Raw genomic sequence first — 16583 nt, forward strand, 5'->3', positions numbered from 1 at the left:
CCGTCCCGTCCAGCCCGCACGGGTTTCGGCAGGCCGCAACCGCGTCCGCGGGCGCGGCCTGCCGAAACCGACGCGGCGACGGGCCGCCATTGCCGCAACCGCGGCCTCGGCGGCCCCCGGTCAGAGCCCGGCCAGGGTACGCAGCGCCGCCAGCCCCTGCGGGGTTCCGGGCCAGTGCCGCTCGAGAGCCTCCACGCCCGCGCGCCGGGTGACGAACCGCAGCACGACGGCGACGATGATCGCGTCGTCCGCGTAGCCCAGCAGCACCGGAATGAAATCCGGCACCAGGTCGATCGGTGAGAGGAGATAGCCCAGGAGCACGACCAGCCAGACCCGCACGACCGTCGGAACGGTCCGGTCGGCGGCCAGGCGCCTGATCAGTCGCACCACGTCGGGGATCAGGCGTAGGGCGTCTCGCAGCCGGGTTGGGTCGGACTGCTTGCCGGCCGCCCACCAGAGCAGGCAGACCAACAGCAGCCACAGGAGCAGGACCCCACCGGCGATGCCGAGCACGACCGCCCACCAGTCCGGGCCGGGCACGGTCACGAGACCAGGTCGTCGCTTGAGAGCCGGATCAGCCGCAGCAGCGCCAGCGCGTAGGCATCCGCCGGGTCTGCCGCGTCATGGCTCTCGTCGGTGCCGGCCAGCTCGACGCGCACCCGGTAGCTGTCCTCTCCGAGCCGGGTGAGTGAGCGGAAGGTACTGCGGAGCAACCCACGCAACTGGTCCTCGCGCGGCAGCCAGAGCGCGTCCTCCAGGGCCAGCGAATCGAGGGCCCACTCGGTGGTGCCGTTGAAGCCGAGGATCGTGCCCGTGTCGAACTCGTGTGGCTCGATGGTCATGTCACTTACCGTGAAGACGTCGTTCTCGAAGCCGGACCGTTCGATCCGGAACGCATCGCCGGAGACCGGGCGCCAGCGCACCCCGGCGTCGGCCAGGGCGCGCGCGCAGTCGATTGAGATCATGAGCCATTATCTCCGCCCACTAGCGTTGTCTGGGTAACCATTCTTCAGGGAGGACCTGCGTGACCCGTACGGTGAACCTCACAGTGCACGTGAAACCAGGCAGCCGCAAGGGCCCGCTGGTCACCGTGGACGATCCGAGGGATGCCGGGCCCGGCGGCAGGGCGAACGGTCCGCCGGCGGATGCCGCCCTCACGGTCTACCTGCAGCAGCGGGCGGTCGAGGGTGCCGCGAACGACGCGCTGGTGAAGCTACTCGCGAAGCACTTCGGGGTTCCGCGGGGCGCCGTGAGCATCGTGCGCGGCCACACCTCGAGAATCAAGCACGTGCGCATTGAACACGAGACCTGACGCCGCGCCAGCAACCTGGTCTCCCAAGAAAGCCGATGCTTTGGCCCCCACCCAGGCGCGAAGCGCCCCCACAGCTCGACCTGCACGACCACCGACATGCTCGACCTGCACGACCACCGACAGGCTCGACCTGCACGACCACCGACACACGGGGTCGCGGTGGTCGTGCAGGTCGAGACCGGTGGTCGAGGCCTAGCTGACTCCGAGCAGGTCGATCACGAAGATCAGGGTCTGGCCGGAGAGGCGGTGGCCGCCGCCCGCCGGGCCGTAAGCCAGGTGCGGCGGCACGACGAGCTTGCGACGCCCGCCGACCTTCATCCCGGGGATGCCCTGCTGCCAGCCGGCGATCAGGGAGCCAAGCGGGAAGTTGATCGACTGGCCGCGGTTCCACGACGAGTCGAATTCGTCCCCGGTATCGTACTCGACGCCCAGGTAGTGCACGTCGACGGTGGCACCGGGGGTTGCCTCGGCGCCCTCGCCAACCACGATGTCGGTAACGGTGAGGGCCTCGGGCGCTGGGCCCTCCGGCGCATCGAGTTCGGGCTTGGAGTTCAGATCAGTCATGGTCCCATCCAACCCGATCCTGCCCCCGATCGCACACCGCAAAATTACCCCTTGCGCGAACGGGGCCGGAAGGCGCACTATGAGATCAGTAACTCGCCGCACCGGGAGAGTCGTCGGCATCGCCACACCACCGGGCGGCGAGTTCTTTGACTGCCGGGCGACCGTGTGCCGGGCGACCGTGTGCCGGGCGACCGTGTGCCGGGCGACCGTGTGCCGGGCGACCGTGTGCCGGGCGACCGTGTGCCGGGCGACCGCCTGCCGGGGATGCCTCCTGCCCCAGGTCAGCGCGCCGGGGATGCCTCCTGCCCCAGGTCAGCGGTCAGCGCGCCGGGGATGCCTCCTGCCCCAGGTCAGCGCACCGGGCCGGCGTCGCCGACCACCGCGGCGCGATCATGCTGCACCAACGCCAGCAGCTGCGCCTCGTCCGCCCGGTCGACGTTGCCGGCGCGACCGCCCAACATCCGTTGGCGGGCGAAGGCGAGGCGGGTGGCATCCGTGATGAAATCGTTCATCCCCGCCCGCCGGTCCCGGGGCTGGCCCGCCGCCCAGCCGCGGGCCTGCCGCCGCCCCCGAGGGGTGGCCAGCATCTCCACCTCCGCGGTGGAAAACCAGCCGGCCGCCGCGTACTCCATCAGGCGGCGCTTCGTGATCCGCTCCTCCTGCCGCCGCAGCAGGACCACGACCACCACGGCCGCGATGAAGAGGGGGACCTGCACGAACAGATAGTACGAGATCAGGCTCGTGTCGCCGACCAACAGGTAGAACGCGCCGTTCCAGAGCGCGTGCAGCGCCACGGCGCAGACGAGCCCCAGCATCACGGTGCCGACCGCGCCCGCCGCCCGGCGGCGGACCGCCAGCCCGAACGCAATCCCCGTGCACGCCGTGAACATGACGTGGGCGAACGGGGAGAGCACGCCGCGCACCAGGAACGTGAAGCCGAGGGTCTCGGCTCCGCCTTCGATCATCGCGACCCCGAAGTACTGGATGTTCTCCGAGAAGGCGAAGCCCGCCGCGATCGTGGCGGCGTAGACCACGCCGTCGACCGGGCCGTCGAACCGGCGTCGCATCGCCCAGAACAACAACAGGATGCCGGCGCCCTTCGCCGTCTCCTCGACGATCGGCGCCTGGATCACACCGGTGAGGAAGTCGGTGCCGTCGCCGGTCGCGGCCGCGCCGGTGGCGGCCAGGGCCAGCTTCACCCCGAGGTCGAAGACGAGGGCCGAGACGACCGATACCCCGGCGCCCCAGAGCAGCGCGAACCAGAGCGCCGGCCGTGGCTCCGGCTCCCACCGGTCGATCCAACGCACCGCGAGCATGATCACGCCGAGCGGTACGAGCGCCAGCGCGAGGCAGATGAGCAACGCACCAGGGCCGAGGAAGGTGGAGAGGTAGACCAGGACGAGCAGCAGCGCCGCACCGGCGACGACGATCCCGATGATCGCGAGCGCGACCGCGGCACCGCTGCGGCCGCGCACCGGGGTGGTCCAGACCTGCCGCACCGGGTGACGCGCCGGGCTCACCTCGGGGGCGACCGGGTCGGGTTCGGGCACCGGGATGTCGAAGGTCATGCGCAACACATTACTGAGGGCCGCCGTATTCCGCGCCGGTCAGGAGGCGAACATGGTCCCGGGGTTCAGGATGCCCAGCGGGTCGAATACGGTCTTGATCCGTCGTTGCATTGTGAAGCTCGTGTCGCCGAGCTCCTCGGCCAGCCAGCGCCGTTTGAGAACACCGACCCCGTGCTCCCCGGTGAGGGTACCGCCAAGGTCGAGCGCGGCCCGGAACAGTTCGCCGGCCGCTGCCCAGATCGGCTCGGGAACCACCTGCTCATCTGGGCCGCGGAACCGGTCGACGGGGATGATGAAGTTCGGATGCAGGTTGCCGTCTCCAGCGTGTGCGACGGTCGGGATCGGCACTCCGGAGTGCGCGCTGATCTCGGCGATCCGGTCGAACATCTCCTTCATCCGGGACCGGGGCACGCAGACGTCCTCGATCAGCACCTGTCCGTGGGCGGCCAAGGCGGGGTGCGCGGCTCGCCGCACGTCGAGCAGGCGCTCGGCCGAAGCGGCATCCGTGGACATCCGTGCCTGGCCGCCGGCAGCGCGGAGCACGGCCACGGCCTGCTCGGCCTCCTCCCGGGCGGCCGGCCCATCCGTCTGCAACAGCAGGAACGCGCCCCGGCCGAGCGGGAGCCCGGCCGACGCCGCGGGCCCGAGGTGCGCCGCGATCAACGCGAGGGCGACGGGGTCGATCAGTTCCATCACGGCCGGGCGGATCCGGGCCGCCGTGACGAGAGCGGATGCCGCTGCGGCCCGGCCGACATCGGTGAATATCGCGCCGATCGTCACCGTCTCCCCCGCCGTGATAGCCCTGGCGCGCACGACCGCCTCGACGATCACGCCCAGGGTGCCCTCCGAGCCGGTGAGCAGCGCGGTCAGGTCGTAGCCGGTGACTCCCTTCACGGTGCGACGCCCGGTGCGGAGCAGGCTCCCGTCGGCGAGCACGACGGTGAGTCCGAGCACCGCCTCCCGCGTCACGCCGTACTTCGCGCAGAGCAGCCCACCGGCGTTCGTCGCAATGTTGCCGCCGACGGAGGAGATGTCCTTGCTGGCCGGGTCGGGGGCGAACCAGAGGCCGTGTTCGAGGAGAGCATCGTTGAGGTGCTGGTTGATCACCCCGGGCTCGACCACCGCGAGCTCGTCCTCGGGCCGGATCTCGAGGATGCGGTTCATTCCCGCGACGCTGAGCACGATCGACCCGTCGGTTCCGCAGGCACCCCCGGCCAGGCCGGTCCCGGCACCGCGGGTGACCACGGGGACGCGCCACTCCGAGGCGATCCGCAGCGTCGTCTGCACGTGCTCGACCGTGCCGGCCCTGACCACGGCCAGCGGCAGCCCGGCGGCCACCCAGCCGGACCTGTCGGCGCGCGCGGCCGTGAGTTCCGCCGGGTCCACACTCACAATCGTGCCCAGTTCGGCCTGGAGTCGCTCCAACGCGGTCATGCCGCCAGAGTACCGGCCAGCCGGTGCACGTGCACTCCGCCGACGCCCCGGCGCCTGCAGGGACGAACCCCGGGGTGCGGCCATGTCCGATTCCCGCTATCGGGTCTGCCCCTGATCTGTCAGGCTCTGAAGGTGGAATCGTCCGAACTCACCCATCCTGCCCCCCGCCAGCAGACGACACCCAGCGCCCCGACCACGACACCCAGAAGAGGGGCCAGAGCCGGGACAGGATCCGGCGCGGCCGACCCGGTCTTCACCGAACGGTACCGCGCCATGTCCTCCCGGGATTCCCGGTTCGACGGTCAATTCATCACCGGCGTGCATTCCACCGGCATCTACTGCCGGCCGAGCTGTCCGGCAGTCACCCCGAAGCCCTCGAACGTGTCGTTCTACCTCACCAGCGCCGCCGCCCACGAGGCCGGCCTGCGCGCCTGCAAACGCTGCCTGCCGGATGCCGTCCCCGGCTCGCCGGACTGGAACATCCGTGACGACCTGGCCGCCAGGGCGATGCGGCTCATCGCCGACGGCGCGGTCGAGCGAGGGGGCGTGACCGGGCTGGCCGCACGGCTCGGTTACAGCGAACGGCACCTCACCCGGGTGCTCGTCGACGAGCTCGGGGCCGGCCCGCTCGCACTCGCCCGGGCGCACCGGGCGCAGACCGCCCGGCTGCTGCTCGGCACGGCACTGCCGATCAGCGAGGTCGCCTTCGCCGCCGGTTTCGGCAGCATCCGCCAGTTCAAGGACACCATAGCCGCCGTGTACGAACGCACACCGTCCGAGCTGCGCAGCACGATGCAGGCGGCCGCCCGGCCCGGCAACGCGAACCGGGACGGCGCCGAACACCGCGACGAGCCGGCCGGCGAACCGGAGATGGGCACGACGGTCACCCTGCAGCTCCCGGCCCGGGCCCCGTTCGACGGTCGCGGCGTGCTCGGCTTCCTCGGCGTGCGCGCGATCCCCGGCGTCGAGGCAGCCACGGCCGACTCCTATTCGCGCACACTCCGCCTGCCGACCGGCTTCGCCGCGGTCCAGCTTTCCCTGGCCGGTACCCCGACCGCCCCGCTCGTCAGCTGCGTCGCCCGGCTGACCAGCCTCGCTGACCTCGCCCCGCTGGTCAGCCGGGTGCGCCGCCTGCTCGACCTCGACGCTGACGCCCAGGCGATCGATCTGGCCCTTGCGGCCGACCCGCTGCTGGCCGCCTCGGTCGCCGGCACCCCCGGCATCCGACTGCCCGGCAGCGTGGACCCGGAGGAGACCCTGTTCCGCGCCCTCCTCGGCCAGCAGGTCTCGGTGGCGGCCGCCCGCACGGCGCTCTCCCGCCTCGCCGAGGCGCTCGGCGACCTGCTCCCGGACGCCGGCGCCACCCCCGGGCTGACCCGGCTGTTCCCGACCGCCGCCCGGATCGCGGCCGACGGCCGCGACGTACTGCGCGGACCCGCCGCCCGGATCGACACGGTCATCCGCGTCGCCGAGGCCCTCGCCTCCGGCGACCTCGTGCTCTCCTACGGCCAGGCCAGGCAGACGCTGGAGTCGAGCCTTGTCGCGCTGGCCGGGATCGGCCCGTGGACGGCCGGCTACGTGGCCATGCGGGTGCTCGGCAGCCCCGACATCCTGCTCACCAGCGACCTGGCGCTCCGGCAGGGGGCCGCACGGCTGTCCCTGCCCGCGGATGCGAAACGGCTCGCCGCGCACGGTGCCGGCTGGGCCCCGTGGCGCAGCTACGCGGGCATGCACCTGTGGCGTGCAGCCGGCACGGCCGCCGTATCCCGGTCGGAACCGGCGTGATCGGCAGCGGCCACAGGCAAAGCTCTCCGGCGGCCGATAGCCTGAACAGGTGAAATTCGCGCACCTCAGAGTTGATGGCCAGTCCACCCCCCGTCTCGCCGCGGTTTTCGACGACTCGGCGGTGTTCCTCGACGAGACCATGGACGACGCGCCGCGCGACCTTCAAGAGCTGATCGAGAAGGGCGACGAGGAGTATGACCGGGTGCGCGCCCTGGCCCTGAACGCCGTGTCCCACGGCGCCACCCTCACCCCGCTGGACAAGCTGCGGCACTCCTCCGCAGTGCTGCGCCCGCCGCAGATCATTGCGATCGGCGCCAACTACGCGGCCCACTCCTCCGAGCTGAAACTCCGCGCCGAGTCGGCGGCGACCGTGTTCTCGCTCTGGCCCAACTCGCTCACCGGCCACGAGTCGACGATCACCTGGGCGACCGACCTGACCACACAGGTCGACTACGAGGCGGAGGTCGGGGTCCTCATTGGGCGCGCGGCCCGGAACGTGTCGGTGCAGGACGCCCTCGACTACGTCTTCGGCTACACGGTCGTCAATGACATCACCGCCCGCGACCTGCAGTTCTCCGAGGCGCAGTGGTCGCGCTGCAAGTCCTTTGACGGCTTCACGCCGACCGGCCCGGTGGTTGTCACCGCCGACGAGATCGGCGATCCGCAGGATCTGCGGCTGACCACCCACGTCGACGGCCGCGTCCTGCAGGACGCCTCGAGCGGCGACATGGTGCGCACGGTGGCCGAGATCATCGCCTACCTGTCGCAGACGTCGACACTGCTCCCTGGCACCCTCATCTCCACCGGCAGCCCGGGCGGCGCGGGCTACAGCCGCAAACCCCCGGTGTTCCTGAAGGACGGGTCGACCGTCACCGTGACGATCGACAAGATCGGCTTCCTGACCACCCACTGTCGCGCACTCTGAACCGGGCAGGCCCGGCCGGATGGGCGGCGCCAGCGTAGGCTCGGCTCCAGGAGCCGGTTGGGGCGGAGAGGCGAGAGCTGTCCACGATCTCCGTCGTCATCCCGTGCTGCAACGACGCCGACTTCCTGGTGGTCTGTCTCGCCGCGCTGGCGGCCCAGACCCGCCTCGCCGATGAGGTCATCGTCGTCGACAACAGGAGCACGGACGCGTCGGCCGCCGGGGCCCGCGCCGCCGGCGCCCGCGTCGTCCCGGCGCCCAGCCCGGGGATCTGGCCTGCCGCGGCAACCGGTTTCGACGCGGCAAGCAGCGAGGTGATCGCCCGGCTTGACGCGGACTCGATTCCCCCGGCCGACTGGCTCGCGCGGATCGACGCAACCCTGTCGGAATCCCCCGAGGTGGACATCATCACCGGCCCGGGTGATTTCTATGATTGCTCGCCGACCGTGGCCAGGCTCGGCAGGGTCCTCTAGATCGGCGGCTACTTCTGGGCGATCGGACTGTGGCTTACCGGACGACCGGTCTTCGGCTCCAACTTCGCGATGCGGCGGGCGGCCTGGCTCGAGGTGCGCGGGCGGGTGCGCCGGGACCGGGGAGACATCCACGACGACCTCGACCTCAGCCTCCACCTGAGGCCCTCGATCACGGTCGCCGACCGGCACACCCTGAGGGTGGGCATCTCGGCCCGGCCGTTCCAGAGCTGGGCCTGCCTTCGGCGCCGGCTGGTGTGGGCGTACCGCACCCTCGCCCTGCACGGGCCGGCCGCCTCGCCGTGGCGGATTCGGGTCGAACGACGCGCGTGGCGCGCCGGAGCCTGCCGCCGCCCCGGCGGCCGGAGGGGGCAGGGGAACCGAGCCACGAACCGGCATAGCGGAGACCGGCCCGACGTCGGCCGACACTTCGCGAGGCGCAGGCCGAGGCGTCCGTGGGTCACAGCCGGCCCTGGTAAAGGGCGAGCATGTCCCGGGCCAGCTGGTGCGGGGTGGTCTCACAGGGGCTGTGACCGGTGGGGTAGACCCGCAGCACCGCGCCGATCCTGTTGGCGAAGTCCCGGTGCAGCCGGATCGGCCAGAGATCGTGCTCACCGACCGCGACCAGGATCGGGATCGGTGAGAGCAGCAACTGCCGCCGCAGGTCGGGCGCGCGTTTCATCAGGTCGACGACGTCGTCGACGCTCCGTGCGGCTCGTGCTGTCGAACCGGCCCCGCACGAGCGCGAGACGGCCCGGTGGCACGTGGTTGCGGTTGCTGAGTAACCCCCGGATCAGCAGCGAGGCGATCCCGTGGGCCGGGTTCAGCCAGCTCAGCGGGCCGATCCAGCGCACCCGGCGGAAAACCTGACCCGGTTGCGGCGGCGCGCCGAGCAGCGTCAGTGAGGCGAACAGGTCGGGGCGTTCGGTGAGCGCGATTTCGGCGACGATGCCAGCAAACGAGTAACCGAGCACATGGGCCGGCGATGACCCCTTCGACAGGAACGCGATCAGGTCGGCGACGAAGAGGTCGTAGCCGAACGGTTCGGCGGCGCCGGGCACGAGCACGACCCGCGACTGCTCAGCCTCGCCGATCACTAAGGCCGCGAGCGCACCACTCGGAGCCGGGAATCGTCAGGCCCGGCTCCCCGGCGGCAGCAACGTCCAGTCCCTGTCGGCGAGGGCGCGATCCGGATCGGCGGCCGGATCGATCGGTTCGACGTCCGGATCGACGTCCGGATCGACGTCCGGATCGACCGTGTGCCGACGGGACCGTGTGGACATGGCGTCAGAGTAGCGCTCCCGCGATTGCCCCCGCGAGGTGCGGCTCAGGTGCGGGGCTCGTCCCGGCCGTCCAGGGCCAGGATCTCCTCCTCGACGGCGCCGCCGTAGCCTTCCTTCTGCGGGTCGCCGTGCAGCCCGCCGGACACCGCGTACTCCTCTTCCGGGGAGAGCACGAGGCGGGTACGCCCGTAGAGCGCGAAGATGAGCAGCATGACCACGTAGACCACGGCGATCGCCGCGATCGCCGGCCGGGCCGGCTCGTTGATGAAGAAGCCGAAGAAGATCGCGAGCGAGAGGATGCCGGCGATCACCGCCCCTGGCACGCCCCAGGGGCTGCGGTAGGGCCGGCTGGCCTTCGGGAACTTGCGTCGCAGGATCACGAACGACGTCATCTGCAGCACGTAGGCGATCACCGCGCCCCAGACGGCGATGTTCAGCACGATCGCCCCGGCGACGCCGGTCGCACCGCCGAGCGCGTCTACCAGCAGGAGGGCGACGAACCCGAACACCGCCCCGACCAGGAGCGCAACCGCGGGGGTTTGCCGTTTGCCGGTCAGGGACAGGAACTTGGGATAGTAACCGGCCCGGGACAAGGAGTACATGTTGCGTCCGTAGGCGAACATGATGCCCTGCAGGGAGGCAAGCAGCCCGACGAGCGCGAACAGGGCCAGAACCGCGGCCGCCCCGTCGCCCACGATCGCGCGGAAGCCGTCGAGGAGAGGCTCGCCGGCGGTCGCGATGCTGCCGGCCCCGACGATCCCCGTGTTGAGGAACAGCACGAGCAGGCCGGTGATGATGAGGGTGGTGCGGGCGATGAGCCCGGCCCGAGGGATGTCACGCACCGGATTGTGCGATTCCTCGGCGGCCAGGGGCAGCTCCTCGATGCCGAGGAAGAACCACATGGCGTAGGGCAAGGCGAAGAGGATGGGGATCACGCCGTGCGGCAGGAACGTGGTCTGGCCGGCATCCGGGGCGATGTCGAAGAGTTTGTCGACGCTGAACAGCCCGGAGAAGATCGCCATCGCCGAGAACACGAGCAGGATGGCGATCGAGATGATCGAGACGACGATCGCGAACCGGAACGAGATTGCGGCCCCGGCCGCGTTCAGCGCGATGAACACGGCGTAGAGGATGACCCACCAGACCCAGGCCGGCAGGGAGAACCCGAGCAGCTCGCTGGTGATCCCGTCGGCGTAGGAGGCGGAGAAGTAGACGATCACGGCCGTGGTCGCCACGTACTCGATCGTCTCGGCGAGGCCGGTGACGAAGCCGCCCCACGGCCCCATCGCTGCCCGGGCGAACGAGTAGGCCCCACCGGTGTGCGGCATCGCCGAGGCCATCTCGCCGATGCTGAAGATCATGCCGTAATACATCACGATCAGCAGGGCGAAGGCGATCAGCATGCCGCCGAAGCCGGCGAAGTCGATGCCGAAGTTCCAGCCGGAGAAGTCTCCGGAGATGACCGCCGCGACGGCGAGTCCCCAGAGCCCCCAGATGCCCGCGCTGCGTCTGAGCCCGCGTTTCTCGAAGTACCCTGCCTCCGCCGTCGTGTACTGCACGCCCGAGACGTTCAAGGTGTCTTTGGACATCCTGGTTTCCTTTACGCTCTGGTTGCGCGCGCCCCACGGGGACCGAACAACGCCGTCAGTTTTCTTGGCACGACTATAGAACCCCAATGGTCGCGTGTACATACCTTTAGAAGATTGCTTCTCAACGGATGTAGCAAAATTCGCGCGCCTCGATCGGGTGTTCTGTGTTCTAATGGTCGACAAGTTCACCATTTGACCGGCTCATCGAGGAGAAGCTCATGACACCCCGCACCGGAAATCTGTCACTGGAAGACCTGGCCGGGCTGGTCGGCGTCGGCGAGATCGACACGGTCATCGTTGCCTTCACCGACATGCAGGGCCGGCTGGTCGGCAAGCGGGTCTCCGCCCGGCTCTTCCTCGAGGACGTCGCCAAGCACGGCGCCGAGTGCTGCAACTACCTGCTCGCCGTCGACGTGGAGATGAACACGGTCGACGGCTACGCCATGTCCAGTTGGGCACACGGCTACGGCGACATGGCCATGATCCCCGACCTCGCCACCCTGCGCCGCGCCCCGTGGCTGCCGGGTACCGCCCTCGTCACCGCCGACCTGCGCTGGCTTGACGACTCGCCCGTGGTCGCCTCGCCGCGCCAGATCCTCAAGGCCCAGCTCGCCCGGCTCGCCGACCGCGGCCTGGTCCCGTTCGTCGGCACCGAATTGGAGTTCATGGTCTTCGACGACGGCTTCCGGGAGGCATGGAAGAAGGGCTACCGCGATCTGACCCCCGCGAGCGACTACAACATCGACTACGCGCTGCTCGCCTCCACCCGGATGGAACCGCTGCTGCGCGACATCCGCAACGCCATGGACGGCGCCGGAATGTACTGCGAGGGCGTCAAGGGAGAGTGCAATCTCGGCCAGCAGGAGATCGCCTTCCGCTACGCCACCGCCCTGGAGACCTGCGACAACCACTCGATCTACAAGAATGGTGCCAAGGAGATCGCCGGCGCGCACGGCAAGAGCCTGACCTTCATGGCCAAGTTCAACGAGCGGGAGGGCAACAGCTGCCACATCCACATCAGCCTCCGCGGCGCCGGCGGGGACGCCGTCTTTGCCGACTCCGCCGCCCCCGGGGAGATGTCGAGGATGTTCCGCCAGTTCATCGCCGGGCAGCTCGCCGTGATGCGGGAGCTGACTCTGTTCTCCGCCCCCAACATCAACTCGTACAAACGGTACGTCGCGGGCAGTTTCGCGCCGACCGCGGTCGCCTGGGGCTTCGACAACCGAACCTGCGCCCTGCGGGTGGTGGGCCGAGGCCTCGGCATGCGGGTGGAGAATCGGGTGCCGGGCGGCGACGTCAACCAGTACCTTGCCGTCAGCGCCCTGATCGCGGCCGGCCTGTACGGCATCGAGAACGAGCTGGAACTGGCGGATGCCTTCGTCGGCAACGCCTACGACAGTGACGCGGTGCGCGTGCCGGCGTCGCTGCGCGAGGCCACCGCCCTGTTCGCAACGTCCGTCGTGGCCAGGGAGGCGTTCGGCGACGACGTCGTCGACCACTACCTCAACAACGCGAGGGTCGAGCTGTCGGCGTACGACGCGGCGGTGACCGACTGGGAGCGGGTGCGCGGCTTTGAGCGTCTCTGACCTGGTCCCGGTCCGCCCCCTGATCGGCCTGACCACCTATCTCGAGCAGTCCAGCACGGGAGTCTGGGATGTGCCGGCCGCGTTCCTGCCCCGGGTCTACTTCGACTCGGTGATCCGGGCCGGCGGCATCGCCGTGCTGCTGCCGCCGCAGCCGGCCGACCCGGACTCCGTCGGCCGGGTGCTCGACAGCCTCGACGGCCTCGTCGTCACCGGCGGCAAGGACGTCGACCCGGCGCGCTACGGCCAGGCGGCCCACCCGGCCACCGACGAGCCGCGGCCCGACCGCGACGCGTGGGAGGACGAGCTGCTCCGGCAGGCGATCGCCCGGGAACTGCCCTTCCTCGGCATCTGCCGTGGCGCCCAACTGCTGAACGTGGCGCTCGGCGGAACCCTGCACCAGCACCTGCCGGATCTGGTCGGCCACGGCGGCTACCAGGCCGGCGGCGGCATGTTCAACACCGTCGACGTGCGGGTCGAGCCGGAGTCTCGCCTGCACACCCTCTTCGACGCCCTGGCCGGGCCTCACAGCGTGCCGGTCTACCACCACCAGTCGATCGACGCGCTCGGCGACGGCCTCGTCGTGACCGCTCGCACGGACGACGGCGTGATCCAGGCCGTCGAACTCCCCGCCGTGCCGTTCGGGGTGGCCGTGCAATGGCACCCGGAGCAGGTGGCCGACGACCTGCGCCTGTTCACCGGGCTCGTCCGGGCGGCAGACCGGTACCGCACCGGGCACAACCAGACCCGGCACAACCAGACCCAGCACAACCAGACCCAGCACAACCAGACCCAGCACGACCAGACCCAGCACGACCAGACCCAGCACGACCAGACCCGGCACGACCAGACCCGGCACGACCAGACCCGGCACGACCGAAGGGAACCCTCGTGAGCAGCTACACCGTCATCAACCCGGCCGACGAGACCGAGGTCGCCGTGGTCGAGCACCTCGACCTCGCTGCCACCGACGAGGCCGTCGCCCGCGCGGTGGACGCGCAGAGGCGGTGGGCGACCGTCGCCCCCGCCGACAAGGCCGCCATCCTGCGCCGGTTCGCGGAGGCGGTGGACGGCGACCGGGAGAACCTCGCCCGGATCGAGGTGGCCAACTCCGGGCATCCGATCGGCCAGGCCCGCTGGGAGGCCGGCCACGTGCGGGACGTGCTCTCCTACTACGCCGCGGCCCCCGAGCGGATGTTCGGCCGGCAGATCCCGGTGGCCGGCGGCCTCGACGTGACGTTCAACGAACCACTCGGCGTGGTCGGGATCATCACCCCGTGGAACTTCCCGATGACGATCGCCGCCTGGGGTTTCGCCCCGGCCCTCGCGGCCGGCAACGCCGTACTGCTCAAGCCCGCCGAGTGGACTCCGCTGTCCAGCATCCGCCTGGGCGAACTGGCCGTGGAGACCGGCCTGCCCGAGGGTTTGTTCCAGGTTCTTCCCGGACGCGGGTCGGTGATCGGCGAACGGTTCGTCACCCATCCGGCCGTGCGCAAGGTCGTCTTCACCGGGTCGACCGCGGTCGGCAAACGGATCATGGCCGGTTGCGCCGAGCAGGTCAAGCGGGTCACCCTCGAACTCGGCGGCAAGAGCGCCAACATCATCTTCGCCGACTCCGACCTGGAGAAGGCCGCCGCGACGGCGCCGTACGGCGTGTTCGAGAACGCCGGCCAGGATTGCTGCGCTCGCAGCCGCATCCTGGTCGAACGCGGCGCCTACGACCGGTTCATGGAGCTGCTGGAACCGGCCGTGGCCGGGGTGCAGGTCGGCGACCCGGCCGATCCGGCCACCGAGATGGGCCCGCTCGTGTCGGCCGGCCACCTCGCTGCCGTGACGGCGTTCGTCCCGAACGGCTCCCAAGTTGCGTTCCGAGGCTCCGTGCCCGACGGGCCGGGATTCTGGTTCCCGCCGACCGTGCTCACCCCGACATCCCGGACCGACCGCACCGTCACCGAGGAGATCTTCGGACCGGTCGTCACCGTGCTCCCCTTCGACGACGAGGCCGACGCCGTGCGCCTGGCCAACGACACCGAATACGGGCTCTCCGGCTCGATCTGGACCCGTGACGTCGGCCGGGCCATCCGGGTCGCCCGTGCCGTCGAATCCGGCAACCTCTCGGTCAACTCGCACTCGTCGGTGCGCTACTCGACCCCGTTCGGCGGGTTCAAGCAGTCCGGCCTCGGCCGCGAACTGGGCCCGGATGCCCCGCTCAATTTCACCGAGACCAAGAACGTTTTCATCGCCGTCGACTGATTCCCGCCAGCCGTGAACCGCGGTCCCGGTCACAGCCCATCGAAGGAGCAACCCATGAGCAGCATCACCCCCATCGATCTGACCAGGCGGCTCGCCGGCAAGGTGGCCGTCGTCACCGGCGGCGCGAGCGGCATCGGCCTGGCCACCGCGCGGCGGTTCGCCGCGGAGGGAGCCACCGTGGTCATCGGTGACCTCGACGAGAAGGCGGGCCTCACGGCGGCCGAACTCGTCAACGGCCTGTTCGTGCGGGTCGACGTGACCGACGAGGACGAGGTCAACGCGCTCTTCGACACCGCCTATCTCACCTACGGGTCCGTCGACGTGGCCTTCAACAACGCCGGGATCTCCCCGCCCGACGACGACTCCATCGAGACGACCGAACTGCCGGCCTGGCAGAAGGTGCAGGACGTCAACCTCAAATCCGTCTACCTCTGTTGCCGGGCGGCGCTGCGCTACATGGTCAGGCAGGGCAGCGGGTCGATCATCAACACGGCCTCGTTCGTTGCCGTGCTCGGGTCGGCGACCAGCCAGATCTCCTACACCGCCTCGAAGGGCGGGGTTCTCGCGATGAGCCGGGAGCTGGGCGTGCAGTTCGCCCGCCAGGGCATCCGGGTGAACGCGCTCTGCCCGGGGCCGGTGAACACCCCGCTGCTGCAGGAGCTGTTCGCGAAGGACCCGGAGCGGGCCGCCAGGCGCCTCGTGCACATCCCGGTCGGGCGCTTCGCGGAGCCGGAGGAACTCGCGGCCGCTGTCGCGTTCCTGGCCAGCGACGACTCGTCCTTCATCACCGGCTCCACCTTTCTGGTCGACGGCGGCATCAGCTCGGCCTATGTGACGCCGGTCTGAGCCGGAACGTGGTGGACTTGAAGCTCGGGTGACCGGGGAACACGCGCGACAAGGGACGAGACCATGATCGACGACCAGCCGGGCCTGGACAGCGGGCTACTGCTGCGCCCCGTGCACAGCGGCAACGCGTTCGAGGAGACCGTGCAACGGCTGCTGCAGACCGTGCGGCTGGGCCTGATCGCCCCGGGTGAGCGGCTGCCGGCCGAACGGGAGCTCTCCGCCATGCTGGCGGTGAGCCGGGACACCCTGCGGGATGCGATCGCCGCCCTCGCGGAGGCGGGCTACCTCGTCTCCCGGCGCGGCCGCTATGGCGGCACCTTCGTCAGCGACGAGCTGCCGCGCCAGACCCCGGGGGTCGACGCCGGCGGCGAGCTGGTGGCCAGGCGCGAGATCGGCGCGGCGGAGATCGAGGACGCCCTGGCGCTGCGTGAGATCCTCGAGGTCGGCGCTGCTCGGCACGCGGCCGGCCGCGCCCTGACGCCGGGCGAGCGGGAGGTGCTCTGGAAGAGCCTGAGCGACTCGATCGGGGCGGTCGGCGAGGACTACCGCCGGTTGGATTCCCGGCTGCACCTGACCATCGGCGAACTGGCCGGATCCCCGTCGCTCGTACCGTTGCTGGCGGAGGTGCGGATGCGGGTGAACGAGCTGCTCGATCACATCCCGTCACTCGGACCCAACATCGCCCACTCGGATCTGCAGCACGAGCAGATCGTCACGGCCATCCTGACCGGCCGGGCGGATGCGGCCGCGCAGGCGATGACGGAGCACCTGGCCGGCACGGCCCTGCTCCTGCGCGGCTTCCTGGCATGACCGGCGACCTGCCGGCCGGCCGGCAACCCGCCGGTCTGCAGCCCGGCCTGGAACGCGAAGGTGAACGGCAGCGACGCGAGGCCGAACCCGAGCATGACCCGCACGACGATGAGGGCAGGCCGGCATCACCGCGTGGAACATGATGCCCCACAGCGCCACTGTGC

General features: G+C 70.4%; 18 protein-coding genes. 9 read left to right on the plus strand and 9 right to left on the minus strand.

The window, feature by feature from the left end:
* Positions 1-120 precede the first annotated feature (120 nt).
* Entirely contained in the window at positions 121-546 is a 426-nt protein-coding gene (locus tag E3O19_RS15060) for a YkvA family protein (protein ID WP_198413927.1), read from the minus strand.
* A complete protein-coding gene (locus E3O19_RS15065; RefSeq protein WP_134568951.1) occupies positions 543-965 on the minus strand; it encodes a hypothetical protein in 423 nt (140 codons plus the stop codon). Before E3O19_RS15065 ends, E3O19_RS15060 begins: the two co-directional genes overlap by 4 nt.
* A gap of 59 nt (positions 966-1024) precedes the next feature.
* Here E3O19_RS15065 and E3O19_RS15070 point away from each other — a divergent pair, with 59 nt between their 5' ends.
* On the plus strand, positions 1025-1312 hold the full coding sequence (locus tag E3O19_RS15070; protein WP_241981408.1) for a DUF167 domain-containing protein: 288 nt from the start codon (positions 1025-1027) through the stop codon (positions 1310-1312).
* Between the two features lie 192 nt (positions 1313-1504).
* Here the strand turns inward: E3O19_RS15070 and E3O19_RS15075 are convergent, their stop codons facing one another.
* From E3O19_RS15075 to E3O19_RS15090, 3 genes are all read right to left on the minus strand, one after another.
* Positions 1505-1876, minus strand: coding sequence for an FKBP-type peptidyl-prolyl cis-trans isomerase (locus E3O19_RS15075; RefSeq protein ID WP_134568953.1), 372 nt, complete (start codon positions 1874-1876; stop codon positions 1505-1507).
* A gap of 350 nt (positions 1877-2226) precedes the next feature.
* Entirely contained in the window at positions 2227-3444 is a 1218-nt protein-coding gene (locus tag E3O19_RS15085) for a PrsW family intramembrane metalloprotease (RefSeq protein WP_134568955.1), read from the minus strand.
* A gap of 39 nt (positions 3445-3483) precedes the next feature.
* Entirely contained in the window at positions 3484-4878 is a 1395-nt protein-coding gene (locus tag E3O19_RS15090; RefSeq protein ID WP_134568957.1) for an FAD-binding oxidoreductase, read from the minus strand.
* A gap of 132 nt (positions 4879-5010) precedes the next feature.
* On the opposite strand from E3O19_RS15090, the gene E3O19_RS15095 reads away from it, so the two are divergent.
* The 3 genes from E3O19_RS15095 (at position 5011) to E3O19_RS18465 (ending at position 8058) form a co-directional block, all read left to right on the plus strand.
* Positions 5011-6663, plus strand: a complete 1653-nt coding sequence (locus tag E3O19_RS15095; RefSeq protein ID WP_277613041.1) for a DNA-3-methyladenine glycosylase 2 family protein — start codon at positions 5011-5013, stop codon at positions 6661-6663.
* A 49-nt stretch (positions 6664-6712) separates the two neighbouring features.
* Positions 6713-7588, plus strand: a complete 876-nt coding sequence (locus E3O19_RS15100; RefSeq protein ID WP_241981409.1) for a fumarylacetoacetate hydrolase family protein — start codon at positions 6713-6715, stop codon at positions 7586-7588.
* A 98-nt stretch (positions 7589-7686) separates the two neighbouring features.
* Complete coding sequence (locus tag E3O19_RS18465; protein ID WP_420898628.1) at positions 7687-8058, plus strand: glycosyltransferase family A protein; 372 nt, start codon at positions 7687-7689, stop codon at positions 8056-8058.
* A 457-nt stretch (positions 8059-8515) separates the two neighbouring features.
* On the opposite strand, the gene E3O19_RS18470 is transcribed toward E3O19_RS18465, so the two are convergent.
* Genes E3O19_RS18470 through E3O19_RS15115 form a run of 4 tightly spaced genes read right to left on the minus strand, consistent with a single transcriptional unit; the run spans position 8516 to position 10927 of the window.
* Positions 8516-8707: an alpha/beta fold hydrolase gene (locus tag E3O19_RS18470; RefSeq protein ID WP_241981411.1), complete on the minus strand. Its 192-nt coding sequence runs from the start codon at positions 8705-8707 to the stop codon at positions 8516-8518.
* The gene (locus E3O19_RS18475; RefSeq protein ID WP_241981412.1) at positions 8667-9152 is read right to left on the minus strand and encodes an alpha/beta fold hydrolase; all 486 of its coding nucleotides are present in this window, start codon (positions 9150-9152) and stop codon (positions 8667-8669) included. The genes E3O19_RS18470 and E3O19_RS18475 overlap by 41 nt, the downstream gene beginning before the upstream one ends.
* Before the next feature lie 36 nt (positions 9153-9188).
* Complete coding sequence (locus E3O19_RS18480; protein ID WP_241981413.1) at positions 9189-9338, minus strand: hypothetical protein; 150 nt, start codon at positions 9336-9338, stop codon at positions 9189-9191.
* Positions 9339-9382: 44 nt separating this feature from the next.
* Positions 9383-10927 carry an amino acid permease gene (locus tag E3O19_RS15115; protein WP_134568959.1) on the minus strand — a complete coding sequence of 515 codons (1545 nt, stop codon included), beginning with the start codon at positions 10925-10927 and terminating at the stop codon, positions 9383-9385.
* Between the two features lie 218 nt (positions 10928-11145).
* On the opposite strand from E3O19_RS15115, the gene E3O19_RS15120 reads away from it, so the two are divergent.
* From E3O19_RS15120 to E3O19_RS15140, 5 genes are all read left to right on the plus strand, one after another.
* Positions 11146-12513 (plus strand): glutamine synthetase family protein, encoded by a 1368-nt coding sequence (locus tag E3O19_RS15120; protein ID WP_134568961.1) that lies wholly within the window; start codon positions 11146-11148, stop codon positions 12511-12513.
* Positions 12500-13405, plus strand: coding sequence for a gamma-glutamyl-gamma-aminobutyrate hydrolase family protein (locus tag E3O19_RS15125; protein WP_134568963.1), 906 nt, complete (start codon positions 12500-12502; stop codon positions 13403-13405). Before E3O19_RS15120 ends, E3O19_RS15125 begins: the two co-directional genes overlap by 14 nt.
* Positions 13402-14763: an aldehyde dehydrogenase family protein gene (locus E3O19_RS15130; RefSeq protein WP_134568965.1), complete on the plus strand. Its 1362-nt coding sequence runs from the start codon at positions 13402-13404 to the stop codon at positions 14761-14763. The genes E3O19_RS15125 and E3O19_RS15130 overlap by 4 nt, the downstream gene beginning before the upstream one ends.
* Before the next feature lie 54 nt (positions 14764-14817).
* Positions 14818-15609, plus strand: coding sequence for a 3-oxoacyl-ACP reductase (locus tag E3O19_RS15135; RefSeq protein ID WP_134568967.1), 792 nt, complete (start codon positions 14818-14820; stop codon positions 15607-15609).
* A 63-nt stretch (positions 15610-15672) separates the two neighbouring features.
* Positions 15673-16419 carry a FadR/GntR family transcriptional regulator gene (locus tag E3O19_RS15140; RefSeq protein WP_134568969.1) on the plus strand — a complete coding sequence of 249 codons (747 nt, stop codon included), beginning with the start codon at positions 15673-15675 and terminating at the stop codon, positions 16417-16419.
* The last annotated feature ends 164 nt before the right edge of the window (positions 16420-16583 follow it).

The sequence above is a fragment of the Cryobacterium algoritolerans genome (genome assembly GCF_004402785.1).
GTDB classification, from domain to species: Bacteria; Actinomycetota; Actinomycetes; order Actinomycetales; family Microbacteriaceae; genus Cryobacterium; species Cryobacterium algoritolerans.

Coding starts and splice junctions, on each gene's coding strand:
- E3O19_RS15140 (WP_134568969.1), top strand. CDS start 15,673: ATGATCGACGACCAGCCGGGCCTGGACAGCGGGCTACTGCTGCGCCCC.
- E3O19_RS15115 (WP_134568959.1), bottom strand. CDS start 10,927: ATGTCCAAAGACACCTTGAACGTCTCGGGCGTGCAGTACACGACGGCG.
- E3O19_RS15085 (WP_134568955.1), bottom strand. CDS start 3,444: ATGACCTTCGACATCCCGGTGCCCGAACCCGACCCGGTCGCCCCCGAG.
- E3O19_RS15120 (WP_134568961.1), top strand. CDS start 11,146: ATGACACCCCGCACCGGAAATCTGTCACTGGAAGACCTGGCCGGGCTG.
- E3O19_RS15065 (WP_134568951.1), bottom strand. CDS start 965: ATGATCTCAATCGACTGCGCGCGCGCCCTGGCCGACGCCGGGGTGCGC.
- E3O19_RS15135 (WP_134568967.1), top strand. CDS start 14,818: ATGAGCAGCATCACCCCCATCGATCTGACCAGGCGGCTCGCCGGCAAG.
- E3O19_RS15075 (WP_134568953.1), bottom strand. CDS start 1,876: ATGACTGATCTGAACTCCAAGCCCGAACTCGATGCGCCGGAGGGCCCA.
- E3O19_RS15090 (WP_134568957.1), bottom strand. CDS start 4,878: ATGACCGCGTTGGAGCGACTCCAGGCCGAACTGGGCACGATTGTGAGT.
- E3O19_RS18480 (WP_241981413.1), bottom strand. CDS start 9,338: ATGTCCACACGGTCCCGTCGGCACACGGTCGATCCGGACGTCGATCCG.